The organism is uncultured Campylobacter sp., from assembly GCF_947255105.1.
In the GTDB taxonomy this organism is placed as follows: domain Bacteria; phylum Campylobacterota; class Campylobacteria; order Campylobacterales; family Campylobacteraceae; genus Campylobacter_B.
Map to the genome: position 1 here is coordinate 84,462 of NZ_CAMYFP010000001.1, position 16,417 is coordinate 100,878.

General features: G+C 34.8%; 17 protein-coding genes and 1 tRNA gene. 10 read left to right on the plus strand and 8 right to left on the minus strand.

What is annotated here, in order from left to right; translation table 11 throughout:
• Positions 1 to 114 precede the first annotated feature (114 nt).
• Positions 115 to 561 carry a signal peptidase II gene (gene lspA, locus Q0X52_RS00455; RefSeq protein WP_297573377.1) on the minus strand — a complete coding sequence of 149 codons (447 nt, stop codon included), beginning with the start codon at positions 559 to 561 and terminating at the stop codon, positions 115 to 117.
• Positions 554 to 1,897, minus strand: coding sequence for a phosphoglucosamine mutase (gene glmM, locus Q0X52_RS00460; RefSeq protein ID WP_297573379.1), 1,344 nt, complete (start codon positions 1,895 to 1,897; stop codon positions 554 to 556). Before glmM ends, lspA begins: the two co-directional genes overlap by 8 nt.
• 155 nt (positions 1,898 to 2,052) lie before the next feature.
• Here glmM and rpsT point away from each other — a divergent pair, with 155 nt between their 5' ends.
• Genes rpsT through Q0X52_RS00475 form a run of 3 tightly spaced genes read left to right on the plus strand, consistent with a single transcriptional unit; the run spans position 2,053 to position 3,631 of the window.
• Positions 2,053 to 2,319: a 30S ribosomal protein S20 gene (rpsT, locus tag Q0X52_RS00465; RefSeq protein WP_297573381.1), complete on the plus strand. Its 267-nt coding sequence runs from the start codon at positions 2,053 to 2,055 to the stop codon at positions 2,317 to 2,319.
• 3 nt (positions 2,320 to 2,322) lie between these two features.
• Entirely contained in the window at positions 2,323 to 3,402 is a 1,080-nt protein-coding gene (prfA, locus tag Q0X52_RS00470) for a peptide chain release factor 1 (protein WP_297573383.1), read from the plus strand.
• Positions 3,389 to 3,631, plus strand: a complete 243-nt coding sequence (locus Q0X52_RS00475) for a replication/maintenance protein RepL (RefSeq protein ID WP_297573385.1) — start codon at positions 3,389 to 3,391, stop codon at positions 3,629 to 3,631. Before prfA ends, Q0X52_RS00475 begins: the two co-directional genes overlap by 14 nt.
• Positions 3,632 to 3,637: 6 nt before the next feature.
• Here Q0X52_RS00475 and Q0X52_RS00480 read toward each other — a convergent pair whose 3' ends face one another.
• The 4 genes from Q0X52_RS00480 to Q0X52_RS00495 are packed head-to-tail and all read right to left on the minus strand — an operon-like array spanning position 3,638 to position 7,404.
• Positions 3,638 to 4,444: a metal ABC transporter permease gene (locus Q0X52_RS00480; RefSeq protein WP_297573392.1), complete on the minus strand. Its 807-nt coding sequence runs from the start codon at positions 4,442 to 4,444 to the stop codon at positions 3,638 to 3,640.
• A complete protein-coding gene (locus Q0X52_RS00485) occupies positions 4,432 to 5,160 on the minus strand; it encodes an ABC transporter ATP-binding protein (RefSeq protein ID WP_297573394.1) in 729 nt (242 codons plus the stop codon). Before Q0X52_RS00485 ends, Q0X52_RS00480 begins: the two co-directional genes overlap by 13 nt.
• A 1-nt stretch (position 5,161) precedes the next feature.
• Positions 5,162 to 6,526: a DUF1007 family protein gene (locus tag Q0X52_RS00490; protein ID WP_297573395.1), complete on the minus strand. Its 1,365-nt coding sequence runs from the start codon at positions 6,524 to 6,526 to the stop codon at positions 5,162 to 5,164.
• Entirely contained in the window at positions 6,523 to 7,404 is an 882-nt protein-coding gene (locus tag Q0X52_RS00495) for a zinc ABC transporter substrate-binding protein (protein ID WP_297573397.1), read from the minus strand. The genes Q0X52_RS00490 and Q0X52_RS00495 overlap by 4 nt, the downstream gene beginning before the upstream one ends.
• A 133-nt stretch (positions 7,405 to 7,537) precedes the next feature.
• Here Q0X52_RS00495 and Q0X52_RS00500 point away from each other — a divergent pair, with 133 nt between their 5' ends.
• Genes Q0X52_RS00500 through Q0X52_RS00515 form a run of 4 tightly spaced genes read left to right on the plus strand, consistent with a single transcriptional unit; the run spans position 7,538 to position 11,799 of the window.
• Positions 7,538 to 7,903, plus strand: coding sequence for a Fur family transcriptional regulator (locus Q0X52_RS00500; protein ID WP_297573399.1), 366 nt, complete (start codon positions 7,538 to 7,540; stop codon positions 7,901 to 7,903).
• A complete protein-coding gene (locus Q0X52_RS00505; protein ID WP_297573400.1) occupies positions 7,887 to 8,606 on the plus strand; it encodes a class I SAM-dependent methyltransferase in 720 nt (239 codons plus the stop codon). Before Q0X52_RS00500 ends, Q0X52_RS00505 begins: the two co-directional genes overlap by 17 nt.
• The gene (locus Q0X52_RS00510; protein WP_297573402.1) at positions 8,607 to 9,416 is read left to right on the plus strand and encodes a cytochrome-c peroxidase; all 810 of its coding nucleotides are present in this window, start codon (positions 8,607 to 8,609) and stop codon (positions 9,414 to 9,416) included.
• Positions 9,406 to 11,799, plus strand: a complete 2,394-nt coding sequence (locus Q0X52_RS00515) for an EAL domain-containing protein (RefSeq protein ID WP_297573403.1) — start codon at positions 9,406 to 9,408, stop codon at positions 11,797 to 11,799. Before Q0X52_RS00510 ends, Q0X52_RS00515 begins: the two co-directional genes overlap by 11 nt.
• A 23-nt stretch (positions 11,800 to 11,822) precedes the next feature.
• Here the strand turns inward: Q0X52_RS00515 and Q0X52_RS00520 are convergent.
• A tRNA-Glu gene (locus Q0X52_RS00520) sits at positions 11,823 to 11,897 on the minus strand.
• Between the two features lie 57 nt (positions 11,898 to 11,954).
• Here Q0X52_RS00520 and Q0X52_RS00525 point away from each other — a divergent pair.
• The 3 genes from Q0X52_RS00525 to Q0X52_RS00535 are packed head-to-tail and all read left to right on the plus strand — an operon-like array spanning position 11,955 to position 14,996.
• Positions 11,955 to 12,422: a hypothetical protein gene (locus tag Q0X52_RS00525; RefSeq protein WP_297573405.1), complete on the plus strand. Its 468-nt coding sequence runs from the start codon at positions 11,955 to 11,957 to the stop codon at positions 12,420 to 12,422.
• Positions 12,419 to 13,258 carry a deoxyribonuclease IV gene (nfo, locus tag Q0X52_RS00530; RefSeq protein ID WP_297573407.1) on the plus strand — a complete coding sequence of 280 codons (840 nt, stop codon included), beginning with the start codon at positions 12,419 to 12,421 and terminating at the stop codon, positions 13,256 to 13,258. Before Q0X52_RS00525 ends, nfo begins: the two co-directional genes overlap by 4 nt.
• 10 nt (positions 13,259 to 13,268) lie before the next feature.
• Entirely contained in the window at positions 13,269 to 14,996 is a 1,728-nt protein-coding gene (locus Q0X52_RS00535) for an ATP-binding protein (RefSeq protein ID WP_297573409.1), read from the plus strand.
• Between the two features lie 7 nt (positions 14,997 to 15,003).
• On the opposite strand, the gene Q0X52_RS00540 is transcribed toward Q0X52_RS00535, so the two are convergent.
• On the minus strand, positions 15,004 to 16,332 hold the full coding sequence (locus tag Q0X52_RS00540) for a coproporphyrinogen III oxidase family protein (protein ID WP_297573411.1): 1,329 nt from the start codon (positions 16,330 to 16,332) through the stop codon (positions 15,004 to 15,006).
• Positions 16,333 to 16,417: the final 85 nt, after the last annotated feature.

The following is a 16,417-nucleotide window of genomic DNA, read 5'->3' on the forward strand; positions in this document are numbered from 1 at the left end:
TACATTAAATTTATTAATTGATACTAAAAAATTTAAGATTACATTTAGCTTATTTTTTAAAGTATAACCGCAAGTTAAACTAGGAAAATGTAGTTATGGGCGGTTCGGATATGGTTAAGATGATTTTTTAAAAAATAGCTCATTTAAAATAATAAGTGCCACTCCGATATTTATAATTACATCAGCTAGGTTAAAGATAGGGAAGCTAAACCACCTATGCCAATAGAGATAATCAACCACTCCACCATGCACAAATCTATCAAGCAAGTTTGAAATACCTGCTCCAAATATCAATCCAAGTGCTATAAAGTGGTGCTGCAAAAATTTTTTCTCATATGCCAAATAGAGAGCTATTAAGATTATTAGTCCAAGTTGTATAAACTTGAGCGTCCAGCCAAGCTTTGCAAAAAGGGAGAAGGCAACTCCATCGTTATAGGCCAAAACCAAAGAAAAGTAGTCGCCTCTCCATCTAAAACCATCTATAAAAAGTTGTTTAACGAGTTGATCTGCTATCAGCACAGCAACTAAAATAAGTCCAAATTTAACTAAAATTCTAGCCATTTAACGCTTTTTGAAAAAAGCTCTCCACTTCATCCATTGCACCTTCTATCTTGTTGCTATCTTTGCCCTCTAAAAGTAGTCTAATGACATTTTCTGTGCCTGAATATCTAAAAAGAGAGCGATAACCTTGCAAATTTAACTTCTCTTCAAGCTCTTTAAAACCTGCTAACTCTTCGATAGGTGGCTTATTTTTTATCTTTATGTTGCGTAGCAGCTGAGGATAGGGCTTAAATACCTGGCCAAGCTCGCTTGAAGTTTTTTTGCTTTTTAGTATGCAGGCACTAAACTGCAATGCACTTGCTATACCATCGCCTGTTTTTGCATAGTCACTAAAGATAAGGTGACCGCTCTGCTCGCCACCAAAGCTAAGATCATGCTCTCTTAAAAGCTCCAAAACAAACTTATCTCCAACATTGCCTCTTAGGGTTTTTATACCGAATTTGTTTAAAAAATCATCTAGTGCTTTGTTACTCATGATGGTAGTTGCAATTTTGTTGTTTTTGAGCTTTCCTTCGTTTTTTAGGAAGAGTGCAAGGACACCCATAAGCACATCGCCATCTATCACATCGCCAAAATTATCAACAACTACAAGTCTATCGGCATCTCCATCAAATGCAAAACCAACATCAGCTCTTAAATTTCTAACCTCTTGCCCAAGCGCTTGAGGATGAAGAGCACCACAATTATCGTTGATATTTTTTCCATTTGGTTCGTTGTTTAAGATAAAAACTTCAGCACCAAGCTCACTAAATATAGTAGGTGCCACTTTGTAACTAGCGCCATTTGCAACATCAAGCACAACTCTTAATCCGTGAAGTGTCATTGATTTGGGAAATGAATTTTTTATATGAACTATATATCTTCCTATGACATCATCAACTCTTTTTGCTGCACCTATCTCCATATTTATGCACTTTGCGCTATTTATCAACTCATCGTTGTAAAAAATCTTCTCTATCTTTTCCTCTTCGCTCTCATCAAGCTTAAAGCCAAATTTATCAAAAAATTTAACTCCATTATCATAATATGGATTGTGTGAAGCGCTTATCATAATGCCTCCATCGCACCGCATATCTTCAGTCAAAAATGCAATAGCAGGAGTTGGCATAGGACCAATCTGTCTTACATTAAAGCCAATAGAAGTAAGACCTGATACAATCGCTGTTTCTATCATATAGCCACTTCTTCTTGTATCTTTTCCAACCAAGATGAGGTTGGTAACTGAGCTTTTTCTAAAGTAAATCCCAGCAGCCATGGCAAGTCTCATAGTAAGTTCTGCGCTAAGCAGCTCCCCAGCCTTGCCTCTAACTCCATCTGTTCCAAAGAGTTTTTTCATGACCTTTCCTTAAAGTGATTTTTGTGATTTTATCTAAATTTGATAAATACGAAGCTATTTGATACTCTCTTTTAAAGAGTGCTTAAATTAAGCAATAATTAAAAATTACTTTTGTATAATCAATCCCTTAATATTATATTTTTAAAAGGTGAAAAATGGCAAATCACAAATCTGCTGAAAAGAGAGCAAGACAGACCATAAAAAGGACTGAGAGAAATAGATTTTATAGAACTAGACTTAAAAATCTAACTAAAGGTGTAAGAGAGGCTGTAGAGGCAAATGAGCTTGAAAAAGCACAAGATGCACTTAAGAAAGCTAACAAAGAGATTCATAGTTTTGTTAGTAAAAATTTCTTAAAAAAACAGACCGCAGCAAGAAAAGTTGGCCGCTTGGCAAAACTTGTAAATACAATCACAAAATAACAGATGTTAGCTTCAAAACTTCAACCTTTTTTGGATCGCTATGAGGAGCTAACAAAAGAACTTAGCGATCCAACCATTGCAAATGATATTGCCTATATGACAAAGCTAACAAAGGAGCAAAGTTCGCTCTTGCCGATAAAAGAGAAAGCAACTCTCTATCTAAAGACCTTAGAACAAATAGACGAAAACAAAGAGTTGCTTCTTGATGATGAGTTTGGCGAGCTTGCAAAAGAGGAGCTAAAGGAGCTTGAAGCAAAAGAGCTTAAGCTTGAAGAGGAAATTAAAATTCTTCTTCTTCCAAAAGATCCAAATGATGAGCGAAATATCTTTTTGGAGCTTAGAGCTGGCACTGGCGGCGATGAAGCGGCACTTTTTGTTGGTGATCTTTTTAATGCCTATGTAAGATATGCAGAGTTAAGAGGCTATAAGGTTGAGATAGTCTCACAAAGTATAGGTGCAGTTGGTGGATTTAAAGAGATAATTCTTCTTGTTAAAGGAGCTGGAGCCTATTCAAGGCTCAAATTTGAGGGCGGGACTCATAGGGTTCAAAGGGTGCCTGAAACAGAATCCCAAGGAAGAGTGCATACAAGTGCTATAACAGTTGCTGTTATGCCTGAGGTTGAAGATGAGGATATAGAGCTAAATCCAAACGATCTAAAGATAGATGTTATGAGAAGCTCTGGACATGGCGGACAGTCGGTAAATACTACAGATAGCGCTGTAAGAGTTACTCATATACCAACAGGAATAGTTGTAACCAATCAAGATGGAAAAAGTCAGCACAAAAACAAAGAGGCAGCTTTGAAAGTCCTAAAAGCAAGACTTTATGAGATGAAAGAAAAAGAGCGTCTTGAAAAAGAGAGAGCAACAAGACAAGATCAAGTTGGCACAGGCGATAGAAGTGGGCGTATAAGAACATACAACTTTCCTCAAAATCGCATAAGTGACCATAGGATAAATTTAACTCTCTACAGACTTGATGCCATACTTGAGGGTGGGCTTTTTGATGAGATAATTGACCCACTAATAACACACTACCAATCTGTTGCAATGAGCAATGCAGGGCTTAATGAAGATCAATAAAGAGCTTGAAGATAGAGTATTAGAAAAGATAATTGGTCACAAAAAACTTCAAATCATCTACCACCTTTGTAGCGTGGCAAACAAAGATGGATTTATCTTTATAACTATAGATCAAATTTGTGAGATGTTGGATGTTAGTAAGCCAACTGTTATAAAAACTCTCTCCCTTCTTTCAAAAAGAGGTGCGATAAAGCGCGTCAAAAACGGGCTTTATCAAATATCTCTTTAATTTATACTATCGCTTTTGAAATTTAAATGGTAGCATTGTTGCAAAAAAGACAAATGATGCAACAAGTATAATGCTAGCGCCACTGGTTAGATTTAGATAATAGCTAAGAATTAGCCCGCTAAAACAAAAAAAGATAGAAAGTATCACTGAGCAAATCATCATAGAAAAGAGTGAGTTTGTAAATCTCTGCGCTATAAATGGCGGTATGGTGATAAGTGCGATTACTAACAAAAGTCCAACTACCTGTATAGTTGCAACTACACAAAATGCCATCATCATGATGATAAGATAGTAAAAAAAGGTTGTATTTACGCCCTTGATTTTTGCAAACTCCATATCAAAACTAACAGCGCAAATTTTATAGTAAAAAAGGGCAACTATGCCTATAAAAAGCAGATCGCTAACGGCGATAAACCAAAGAGTTTGGCTACTTATAGTAAGGATTGATCCAAAAAGATAGCTCATAAGATCGCCCCTATATCCTGGCGTTAGATCTATAAGTACTATTCCAACTGCCATTCCAAAGGCCCAAATAGCGCCTATTATCGCATCAAAGCCCTCTTTGTCTTTTAGTGTGATGTAGCCTATGAGAAGTGCTAAAAATACCGAAAACAGAGTAACTCCGACAAGCGGTGCAAATCCAAAAAATAGTGCCACCCCAATACCGCCATATGCACCATGTGCCACGCCACCTGCTATAAAACTCATGCGATTGATGACGATTAGGGTTCCAACGATACCACAAGCAATGCTTACAAAAAAGGCGCCTAAAAAGGCATTTTGCATAAAAGATAGTGCCATTATTTCTTGCATGAGCAGCTCCTTAAGGCGAGTTCAACATCGCAAAAATGCCCTTTGTGAGTGGCAAGATGATCTAAAAAATCATCTCTCTTTTCTATGCTGATGTTGTGCATTGTGATTGTTTTGTTGATGTAGGCTATCTTTGTGGCATAACTTAGGGCTATGTTTATGTCGTGGCTTATGATGATAACGCCCATACCTTTGAAATTTAACTCCTTTAAAAGTGAGTAAATTTCATTTTGACCTCTTAAGTCTATACTTGAAGTTGGCTCATCAAGTAGCAATATATCGGGCTTTCCAAGCAAAGCTCTTGCTATATAGACTCTCTGTCTCTGTCCGCCACTTAACTCTGAAATCTTTTTTTTGGCAAAATCTTTCATCCCAACTATTTCTAAAAGCTCTAAAGCCCTTTGTCTTATCTCTTTGTCGTATCTTAAAAAAGAGCTCTTTGTTAAAGCGCCCATCAAGACAACATCTTTTACACTTATTGGGAAATTTTTATTAATAGGGATAAATTGTGGAACATAGCTTAAATTTAGCCCCTTTTCTACTTCTATTTTGCCATTTGTGGGTAGGAGTAGTCCTAATATTAGTTTTAACAAAGTGCTTTTTCCACCGCCATTTGGGCCGACAATTGCCAAAAAATCTTCTCTTTTGTAGGTTAAATTTATCCCACTTAGAACAGGGCTGCCATCATAATCAAAGCAGAGATTTTCTATCTTTATCACTCTACAAAACTCCAATCCTATCTGATATGAGATATAAAAAGAAGCCTATGGCAAACATAAGTGTTGCACCAAAAAGCTCAACATATATTTTATAATTTTGAAGCCACTTTAGTCCATTTATCTTTGAGCCAAACAGAGCGCTAACAAAGATAACCACGCTCATTCCAAGGCTCATAAAAAGAGCACTAACAATAGCTATAACATAGTTAGTCATACCAAAAGCAAAGACAAAGACCAATATTGTGCCAGGGCATGGGATGATAGCCGAACTAACTGCCACTAACCAGTCACTTTTGTTATGGTTAGCTTCACAACAGTGGCAGCTGCAGCTATCTTCTTTTTTAAGCCCACTAAGCTTTTTAAATATGATAAAAAGAGCTATAAAGATGATAGTAAGACTTGAGATTTTTGTTATTAAAACAGCTCTATCCATCTTAAGTGATTCTGAGATTGAGGCTAGGGCAAAATAACTAACACTAACCATAAAAAAGGCTGCAATTGTATGTATAAAACCAACTTTAAGTGCGAAAAATAGAGCTTTTTTATATCCTGCTGCGTTAGTTAGAAAGTAAGAACTTGTTAGTACTTTGGCATGTCCTGGTCCTGCTGCGTGGAAAAAGCCATAACCAAATGAAACAGCGATGACTAAAATGATATTTAGAAAAGTTGGTGAGTTATCGCTATCAAGTAGTGTTGATTTTAGCTTTTCAACCCAGATAAAAGTATCAAAAAGTGACTCTTTTTCATTTGTGATCTGATCTAGCTGCTCACTTATTGGCTTTACAATTTTGTTATGTGGGGCTTTGTTAAATGAAATAAAATTTGTGCTTAAATTTGGATTTTGTATAATAAATAGTCCATCTTTTATCTTTTTATCTAGGCTACTAAGATAGAAAAAATTAAAAAACTCTCCAGGGTCATAAGAGGAGCTAACAATAACTAACGACTCATCAACTTTTAGCTCTTTTTCTAACACTTTTTTGAAGCTAAATACCAGCCTATCATCCACTATATAACTTTTAAAATCGCTATATTTGCCAACTAACTTCTTTTCGTTTTCTATGTTGTTAGTATAGAAGTAGTCAAAACTCATAAGCATATCCAAGCTAGTAGCATACTCTTCTATCGCTAAAGTAACCTCTTCTAGCTCCTCTTTGCTAAATTTGCCATCAGCATTAATATCATAGCTACTAAGAACGGTGTTGGTAAATTTAGTTGAAAAATACCACTCAATATCAATCTCTTTTAACTGTTCATCTTTTATGTCAAAGTTAAGATTGATGTGTGCAGTTGGCACCATAAGGGCGCACAACGCACAACTATAGACTAAATTTAGACTAAATAATAGTGTAAGAAATATTCTCATAAATTTGATTTAAGGATATCTACGCTTTTTTTCATCTCATCCATCCACGAAAGTGGAAGTTGATCTACCTCTACAACCTTAGCACCACTCTGTTTTCCAATCTCAATAGCTGCTTTTTTAGAAAACTGAGGTGCGACAAAGATGATTTTTATATCATGCTCTTTTGCCTCTTCGATAAGCTCTTTTAGCTCCTTTGGTTTTGGCTCTTTACCCTCTAACTCTATAGGAATTTGAACTAAATTATATCTTTTTGCAAAATATCCCCATGATGGATGATAGACTATAAAAGCTCTATTTTTAACATCTTTTAAACTCTCTTTTATCCAACTATCAAGAGTATCTAGCTCTTTTATAAAATTTTGGTAATTTTTTTCATAAAGCTCTTTGTTTTGTGGAAATTGACTAGTTAGAGCCTCTTTTATAGTTGTAGCTTGAGTTTTTACTAAGATTGGATCTAGCCAGATGTGAGGGTCATTTCCTTCGTGATGATGATGGTGATGATGCTCTTCATCGTGGCATTCATGCTCCTCATCTTCATCATCATGATGATGAGCTACCATAGCTATCTTTTTAATACCTTCGTCTGTTTTTATAACTTTTAAGTTAGGTTGTTGCTTTGTAATCCTATCTAGCCAAACATCATCAAATTCTATACCTACAGAAAAGTAGAGTTGGCTTTTTTCTAACTCTTTCATTTGAGCAGGACGCGGCTCATATGTGTGAGGATCGGCACCTTTTCCAACCATAACATTTACCTCTAAACTATCACCCGCAATTTGCTCTATAAAATATTTAGTAGGCAAAATAGTTGCAGTGACTACTGGTTTTGCAAATAAAAATGTAGTTAAAGCTAAAAAGACTAAACTCATTTTTTTCATCTTGACTCCTTGAAAATAAATCCTAGGATTGTAACCAAAGAAATCTTATATGCAACTTAGTTGCATTCAAATTTAAATTTTTATCTTCTAATATAGTAAAATTTGCTATCATTAGACAAAAAGGACGGGCATTATGAGGTCAGATATGGACGAAAAAGCTTTGCTAACTAAATACGGTGTTGCTCCAACGCCTTTGAGAATTTCCATCATTAGACTTTTAAACAACTCATCTGTGCCACTTAGTTATGAGGATTTGATAAAAGAGCTTGATGTTCATAAAACTACAATCTATAGAAATTTAACTACTCTAGAAGAGTCAGATATCATCATCAAGACAGAAAACGACAAAAGAGCCTACTGGGCACTTCATGAAGAAGCAAAGGCCTATTTTGTCTGTGAGAGGTGCCATAAGATAGAAGAAGTTAGTATGCCAAAACTAGACTTCAAAGATGTAAAAAGTATCACTATAAAAGGGATTTGTGATGAGTGCAAGAAGTAATCTTTGGGATATCAAGTCAAAAACTTATCCCAAATTTAGTGGAAAACTAAGCCCTTTTCAAGAGAATTTCTTTAAAGTTTTAGAAGAGTTTCATATCGATTTTTCTTCAAAAACTCTCATAGATATAGGTTGTGGAACGGGATTTTATACTCTTTATTTAGCAAGATTTTGCAAAGAGATATTGGCGATTGATAGTTCAAAAGGTATGCTTGATGAGTTAAATGCAAAGGCAAAAGAGTTTAGCAACATAAAAACTCTAAATTGCAGTTTTGATGAGCTAAATTTCAATGATAAATTTGACATTGCCTTTCTTACAATGAGTCCTGCCATCAAAACAGAGCTAGACTTTAAGAAATTTATAGCTATTGCAAAAACCAAAATCTATCTAAACTGGTCAAAGCCAAGATATTCAACTCTTATAGAGCCATTTTTTAAAGAACATAATGTAAAAAAAGAGATTATTATCGATGAGCTTGCTAAATTTCTAAAGCAAAACAAAATCGAGTATAAAAGCAGAGATTTTTTAGAAAAAAGAGAGATAACAAAAACGCTTGATGAGGCGGTTGATTCTGTTTTGTGGCACTTGGAGATGAGCGGAGTAAAGTTGGCGGCTAGTGATGTAAGAGTAGTTTTGCAAGATAGAGTAAAAGATGGCTTTATAACAGATCATATAGAGTCAAATATGAGACTTTTGGTATTTTAAGTGAGAAAATTAGCTCTTTTTTTACTACTTTTTTCAGCTCTTTTTGCAAAGGGTTTTATCGATGAGATTCCCTACGATAAAGAGAAGGCTCTGCTTGGCAAGGAGCTATTTTTTGATGTTAGGCTAAGTGGGGATATGTCCAAGTCTTGCCAAAGTTGCCACGATCTTATCTTTAGAAAAGATGGCATTAGCAATAGTAGTTTCATAAAGTCAAAAAGCGTCTTAAACGTCGGGCATAAGGCGCTTTTTTACTATGATGGAGATGAATATTTGATAAGAGATCAAGTTGCTAGATCTCTGTTTAGTTACAACGAAAGCGGCGCAGTTAGGAGTGAGTTGCTAACTTTGATTGAAAAAAGTAGCTTTTATAGTGAGAAATTTAAACAGCTCTACAAAGATGGCGCAACTATAGACAATCTCATAGACGCACTTGTAAATTTTGAAAAAAGCATACTTTTGGTGGATTCTAAATTTGATAAGTTTATAAAAAATGAAGCCAAGCTTTCAAAAGATGAGTTAGATGGAATGGAGCTTTTTTATACTATTGGCTGCGATATCTGTCACAATGGTCTGCTTTTTGGGGAAAATCTCATTCAAAATTCCATAAAAGATCGCCCAACAAAGGTACCAACTCTTAGAGGAATCTCAAAAAAAAGAGAGTATTTTATAGATGAGGGTGTTGGTAGTTTGGAGCAGGCTTTGTCGGTTATGGCGCAAAAACAGCTAAAAAAGAGTTTGAAAAAAGATGAGATAAAAAAGCTCAAAGCCTTTATAGAGAGTCTTGATGGGGAGGTTGTCTATGTTAAATAATAAATTTCTGTTTGGCACAATCGCACTTGTTTTCGTTCTGTTTTTTTACAACCTTTTTGAGCTTTTTGAGATCTATAAACAAAGAGAGTTTATAAAAAAGGTTGATAACAACATCGCTCAAATTATAAAAAGCGAAGATGAGCTAAACAAAGAGATAGATTATAGGCTGCTTTTTGCAGGATATGATAGAGTGCTTTTAGAGATAAAACAATACAAAGAGCAGATAGAAAAGCTATCAAAACTACTAAATGGCGACAAAAAACTTAGCAACTCTTTGCTTGAGCTTGAAAATAAATTTAAAAAAAAGGTAAATTTGATTGAGCGATATAACAGGGAGAGATCTAGCTTGATTTTGGAGCTTCATAGTCTAAATAATAGCTCTTTTTCAGATGAACCTATGATATATAAATTTGAAAATGAACTTTTTTATAAAGGTTTTTATGACAATGGGGCAAGGGAAGTTATAAAATCGCAGATAGAAAACTCGCCAAATTTAAGCGATGAGATCAAAGATAAATTTAAAAACTCCTTTTATATGCTTAAAAGTGCCAGGGAGCTTAGTATTGAGGCTAGAAGTGCCACAAATAGCGCTTTGTCGCTTTTGCAAGAGTCTTGGAGAGAAACTGTAGAAAAGCTAAACTCACAAAGCAAAAATAGAGCTATAACTATGGCTCTATTTATCTTTGTTGTGCTTATCTCCTCTTTGTATGCATTTTTTAACTACATCAAAATTCAAACACTTTTAAAGGTTTTCAAAGAGAGTTTAGATAGGGATTTTTCTACCATTATCATAACTAACAGCAAATTTAAAGCTATCTTTGCCAACAAAAAGCCCTATCAAAAAGGCGGCAAAACAGCGCAAAGAAAACATCTTTTTGAACTTTTAAATTTCAAAGATGGTAAGCAATTTTTAGAAACTGTCATTAACAGTCTCTCCAAAAATAGGGAACTCTCTTTGAGTGCACTCTCCATCATAGAAGAAAACAAAGAGAGCTATGTTGATTTGTATGCATTCCCGATTGCTGTTGGAGCTATTAGATTTTATGGCTTTATCCTTGTTGATAGAACAGATAAAAAAGAGATTGAAGATAGACTTGTTACAAAAGAAGATGAGCTTTACAATATCGCTTTTATAGACTCTTTAACAGGTGTTAAAAATAGATCGGCACTTGTAAATTTGATGAAAAAAGAGCCAAGTGGTGCGATGATAGTTTTGATCTATTTAGAGAGTTTTTCCAACCTTCGCTTTTTTTATAAGAGAGATTTTGTCAATGAAAACTTTACTCAAATTTGTGGCACCATAAAACTTGCTATAAAAACTCACAATATAGATGCAGAGCTTTTTGTCTTGAGTATAGATGAGTTTGGGCTTTGGTATAAAGGAAGTGATATTTTGAGAGATATCGAGCTAATCAACCGATATTTTGAGGCAAGACCAAAAAACCTTTTGTATCAAGGATATTATCAAGCTATTGCGCAAACTACGCTTATTTATGGCATTAGCTCAAAGAGTGATGGCAAGATAGATAGACTAAATCAAGCAGATATTGCTAAATTTGAAGCACTCAAATATAAGAAAAAAATCTCTCTGTATAGAGATAACAACGATGTTGAACAGCTCTTTTACAAAAACCAGCAGATCATCGACTTTTTACAAAATGCCATTGCCAAAAAGAGAGTCTTTTTTGAATATCAAGCTATCTTTGATCTAAATGATATCGATGAAAATCTCAAATTTAGACCCTACTCTTATGAGGTGCTTTTAAGAGCTATTGATGAAAATGGCAAGATTGTCTACCCAAACAGCTTTCTTGATGTTGCCAAAAGGACATTTTTATACAACTATTTAACAAGAGATATGATAGATACTGTTTTTAAGATTATGACTAGATTTAAAAATATGAAATTTAACATCAACATCTCAAGTCAAGACTTGCTAAATCTAGAGATTAGAGAGCTGCTACTTGATAAGGTTTCAAACTCAAAAGAGGCTAGAAATTTAACCATTGAGATATTAGAATCAGACAAAATAGACGACTATGACTTTATAACTCCATTTTTACAACAGCTTAAAGGCTATGGCTGCAAAATAGCCATCGATGACTTTGGAAGTGGATATTCTAACTACTACCGCATGCTAACACTTGATATTGATATGATAAAGATAGATGGGGATATTATTAAAAACATTACCAAAGATTCCGCCGCAAAAGAGCTTGTCCAAACTATAGTATATTTTGCCAAAAGACAGGGATATGGCGTAGTTGCTGAGTATGTCTCAACGCCTGAAATACTTCAAGAGGTTAGACAAATGGGGATAAATTATGCTCAAGGATTTTTATTACAACGACCAGTTTCTTTAAATTATATAGAGACTTATTGATATTTTTGTTGTATGATGAGTGATGGTGACCCCTACGAGAATCGAACTCGTGTTACCGCCGTGAAAGGGCGATGTCCTAACCGCTAGACGAAGGGGCCAAAAATAAAAGAGAGATTATACTATATAGAGTATTAAATTTGACTTAAAGGAATATTATGAAAAAGAGCTTTGCCCTCTTAACAGCGATGACTTTTCTATTTATCGGCTGTGCGAGTAGGACGCCAGTAACTTCAAAGGCTTTAAATTTCAAAATTATCTCGCCTTTGGTAAAGATAAGCGATGCAGGGTTTATCTACCGATATCCAAACAGGACAAATTTGCAAATTTATAGCAGCGGCGTGGCTATTTTGAGTCTAAATATAAAAGATGAGAAGGTCTGTATGAATGGAGCTTGTGATGACGAGCTAAGTTTTAATAGCAGATTTTTCAAAAAAGAGCATTATAAGGGCTTTTTAAATGCCATTTTGTTAAAAAAACCTCTTTATAATGGAAGCAATTTAGTTAAAAATGAGTGCGGCTTTACTCAAGAGATTGAGACTATTAGCTACAGTGTTTGCAACAACGAGGTCTCTTTTAGCGATAGGGCTAGCAGAGTTAAAATAGATTATAAGGAGTTAGATTGAGAAGTATTGGGGCGCATGTAAGTGCAGCTGGCGGCGTGCAAAATGCAGTTATAAATGCCAACGAGATTGGAGCGAATGCATTTGCACTTTTTGTTAAAAACCAAAGGCAGTGGAGTGCAAAACCGCTAGAGCAAAGCGAGATTGATGAGTTTAAAAGAAATTTAGATAAATTTAAGATAGATCCAGCTCATGTTTTGCCACATAGTAGCTATCTCATAAATTTGGGTCATCCGCAAGAAGAGCAGAGAATTAAGAGTAAAAATGCATTGATAGATGAGATAGAGCGAGTAGATGCACTTGGACTAGAGCTTATTAACTTTCATCCGGGCTCTCATCTAAGAGAAATTAGTGAAGAGGAGTGTTTGGAGCGTATAGCACTTTCTATAAATGAGATTTTAGAAGAGAGTAAAAATGTCAAACTTGTCATAGAAAACACAGCGGGGCAAGGTTCAAATATGGGATACAAATTTGAACATCTTGCCTATCTTATAAAAAACTGCAAAGACAAAAGTCGTGTTGGAGTCTGCATAGATACCTGTCATCTTTTTGCTGGTGGTTATGATATAAGAACCAAAGAGAGCTATGACAAAACTATGAGTGAGTTTGATAGGATTGTAGGTTATCGCTATCTTTTGGGAATGCATATAAATGATTCTAAAAACGAACTTGGAGTTAAGAAGGATAGGCATGAGAGTTTGGGCAAGGGAACTATTGGCTGGGAGGCCTTTAAGTTTATTATGAGAGATAAAAATATAGGCGATATTCCATTTATACTTGAGACAGTAGATCCTACTATTTGGGCAGATGAGATAAAGAACTTAAGAGAATTCTCATAAGAGGGCAGTGTTGAAAAGACTTATAGATTATCTTAACAAAACTATCACAGATGAGAAGTTTTTTGAACCGCTTGAGTGTAGCGATGATGAGATAGCGATACTTCGTTTTTTGATAGAGAGTTTTATCTCATCTAAAAATCCAATAAGTGTAAATTTACTGCTTGAGTCTATTTTTGGTGGCAATGGATATGGCTATCTTGCTCACTTAAAAGAGATTAGAAATTTACATGAACTTGGTTATATAGAGCTAAGTTATGGCGCTATTATAGAGAGATTGCCACAAAATGGCACTATGTCAAATTTGGAGTTTTTGCATGCAAATATTGACCTTAGTCAGCAGTTTTTATATTTTATAGAGAGCAATTTTGTAAAAAAAGATTTTCCAACAATAAAAGAGTATAAAGATCATTTTGACTATCTAAAAGATAGTTTTGAGCTGCTTTTTTACTATCAAAGACGCTCTTTTGTGAGTGATTGTAAGAAGGCTAAATTTGACCAAACAATAGCAAAATTAGAAGAGATCATCGAAAAAAAGATCTCACTTACCAAAGTTTTGCTTCCGCTAGAGGCGCTTTTTAAAGAGTATAAACTAAATAAAAATGAGAAAATCATCTTCCTTGCGCTTTTAAAAGAGGAGTATTCCGAGCAAGATCAAAGTTTTAGAGAGCAAAATTCGCTACTTAGTCTAATAAGCAAAGATGAGCTTGAGCGCATAGAAAATAGGGCACTTTTAAGAGATGATGGCAACCTCATCTCAAGCGGACTTATTGACTATGATGAGTTTTTTAGCGGCATTGGCAATATCAAAAAGAGCTTTTTTATCAATGAAGAGATTGTAGATAGCCTAACTACTCATCCCAAAAAAGGCACCAAGCAAAACAAAAAGATTCTTTTGGAAAATAGCGTAAAAGAGAGCGAGATTTTTGAGCTTCTTACTCCTACTACAACTATTGATGATGTTGTGCTTCCAAATGAGATAAAAGAGCTTTTAAAAAATGTCTTAAAACAGCTTGATAAAGATGTCATTAAAAAGCTAAATAGCTGGGGTATAAAGGCAAGAAGAGGGATTGATGCAAAGATATTGTTTTATGGACCAGCAGGTACTGGCAAGACAATGAGCGCTCTTTCTTTGGCAAAAAGTCTAAAAAAACCAGTTTTAAGCTTTGATTGTTCAAGAATTCTCTCAAAATATGTAGGAGAGAGTGAGCAAAATGTTAGAAAGATTTTTGATGACTATAAGATGATTTGTCAAAAAACAGCGACCGAACCACTACTTTTGTTAAATGAGGCAGATCAGTTTCTCTCAGCTCGTCTTGAAATGGGAAGTTCAAGCAGCGATAAGATGCACAATCAGATGCAAAATATATTCCTAGAGCAGATAGAAAACTTCAGTGGTGTTTTGGTTGCAACTACAAATTTATTAAAAAGCTTGGATAGTGCCTTTTCTAGGAGATTTGACTACAAGATAGAGTTTAAAAAGCCAGATTTTAAAGAGCGTCTTGCAATATGGCAAAATATGATAAATGAAAATATGAGCTTTGAAGAGGATTTTAATCTAGAAGAGCTTGCCAGATTTGAATTAACGGGCGCGCAAATTGCACTTTGTCTTAAAAATACAGCTATAAATGTAGCTATTAGAGGAGACGATGTATTTAGGTTAAGCGACTTTAAAGCAGAGATAAAAAGAGAGCTAAGAAGCTCTTTTGAAGATGAAGAGAAGAAAGTTGGGCTACTTTAAGGCGCTACTATTTTGCCAAAGATGGCGCTTTTTCCTCTTCTTGCATAATTTTTAAGATTTTACTACTTTTAACCTTGGCATCATTTCTAAATACCGCTCTTACCCTATCCATACCAGCATAAAAATCTTTCATAAGCAGAGCGCAAAGATAGTTTCCAAAAGAGGTTGGAGTTATAAATCCACTCTCTTCTTTGATAGCATTTGAAAATTTTAAAAGCGAAAGCTCAACAAAAAGAGCTTTTTTTAGATTGACATTGTGTCTTTGATTAAATTTGGCAATGTCGATTTTGCCATCAAAAAGTTCAGTTAAAAATTTGTATTTTATCTTTTCAGACTCTGTAAAATCGCAAGTTGCAATTACAGGACTTTTTTTATTGTCAATTGCTTGCATATAGTCATTTAGGTTAAAGGCATTGACAAGCAATCGTCCCTCCAAAAAGCTAAATGCGCCACTTCCTGCACCAACATATTCGTGGTTGGAACCAACATATTCATCTCTTAAACCCTCTTTTTCTTTTGAAAATGCCCAAGCGTTGTTTTGATGATAGTCGCTAAATTGCTCTTTGATGATATTGTAAAACTCTTTTTCATTGTCTTTGTTGCTAATGCCTAGTGTCTTTGCGATTGCCTCTTTTGTGACCTCTGATTTCATCAATGGATAGAAAGTTATCTGCTGTGGATTTAGCTCTTTTGCTATCTTGATATCGGCTAGTAGCGCCTCTTTTGTTTGGAATGGAAAGTTAAAAATGAGATCTAGGCTCAAAGTTGGAAGTATGCCGATAGCATTCTTAATCTTTTCTTTAAGCACTTCACCAGAGCCAAATTTATAGTATCTTGCAACTTTTTTTAGTATCTCATCATCAAAGCTTTGAACTCCAACGCTAAGTCTATCTACCAAGCCTTTAAATTTCACCAGTTCTTTTGGATCTAGATGATTTGGATCTGTTTCACAAGAGATAAGCTCAATAGAGAAAAGCTTTTTTGCAAGCTCCAATGTCTTTAAAAGCTCATCTTCATCTATAAGCGTAGTTCCACCGCCAACATACATAGAGCTAAAGTCATAGCCAACCTCTTTTAGATGTGTTAGCTCCTTTCTTAGTCTTATGAAGTATTCTTTGCAAATTTTATCATCATATGCATATTTATGAAATGAGCAGTAGGGGCAAAACGTATGGCAAAATGGAATGTGAGCATAGAGCATATACTCTTTATTGCTATTTGGAACTTTTAATATCTCTTTGTCTGTAATGTCCATATTTAGGCTTCTATAGAGAGATTGCTGCATAGTTTTGTGTGCATATGAGGCAGCAAATTTTTCTATCAATTCTTTAAACATCTATATAATTGCCTTTCTTTGAATAATTCTTAAAGTTGTTAGTCTAGCATAAATTTAATAAACAATTATCAATAAAAAAGAGATA

Coding starts and splice junctions, on each gene's coding strand:
- Q0X52_RS00515 (WP_297573403.1), top strand. CDS start 9,406: ATGTTAAATAATAAATTTCTGTTTGGCACAATCGCACTTGTTTTCGTT.
- prfA (WP_297573383.1), top strand. CDS start 2,323: ATGTTAGCTTCAAAACTTCAACCTTTTTTGGATCGCTATGAGGAGCTA.
- Q0X52_RS00525 (WP_297573405.1), top strand. CDS start 11,955: ATGAAAAAGAGCTTTGCCCTCTTAACAGCGATGACTTTTCTATTTATC.
- Q0X52_RS00480 (WP_297573392.1), bottom strand. CDS start 4,444: ATGCAAGAAATAATGGCACTATCTTTTATGCAAAATGCCTTTTTAGGC.
- Q0X52_RS00540 (WP_297573411.1), bottom strand. CDS start 16,332: ATGTTTAAAGAATTGATAGAAAAATTTGCTGCCTCATATGCACACAAA.
- rpsT (WP_297573381.1), top strand. CDS start 2,053: ATGGCAAATCACAAATCTGCTGAAAAGAGAGCAAGACAGACCATAAAA.
- Q0X52_RS00495 (WP_297573397.1), bottom strand. CDS start 7,404: ATGAAAAAAATGAGTTTAGTCTTTTTAGCTTTAACTACATTTTTATTT.
- Q0X52_RS00500 (WP_297573399.1), top strand. CDS start 7,538: ATGAGGTCAGATATGGACGAAAAAGCTTTGCTAACTAAATACGGTGTT.
- lspA (WP_297573377.1), bottom strand. CDS start 561: ATGGCTAGAATTTTAGTTAAATTTGGACTTATTTTAGTTGCTGTGCTG.
- Q0X52_RS00475 (WP_297573385.1), top strand. CDS start 3,389: ATGAAGATCAATAAAGAGCTTGAAGATAGAGTATTAGAAAAGATAATT.
- Q0X52_RS00490 (WP_297573395.1), bottom strand. CDS start 6,526: ATGAGAATATTTCTTACACTATTATTTAGTCTAAATTTAGTCTATAGT.
- glmM (WP_297573379.1), bottom strand. CDS start 1,897: ATGAAAAAACTCTTTGGAACAGATGGAGTTAGAGGCAAGGCTGGGGAG.
- Q0X52_RS00505 (WP_297573400.1), top strand. CDS start 7,887: ATGAGTGCAAGAAGTAATCTTTGGGATATCAAGTCAAAAACTTATCCC.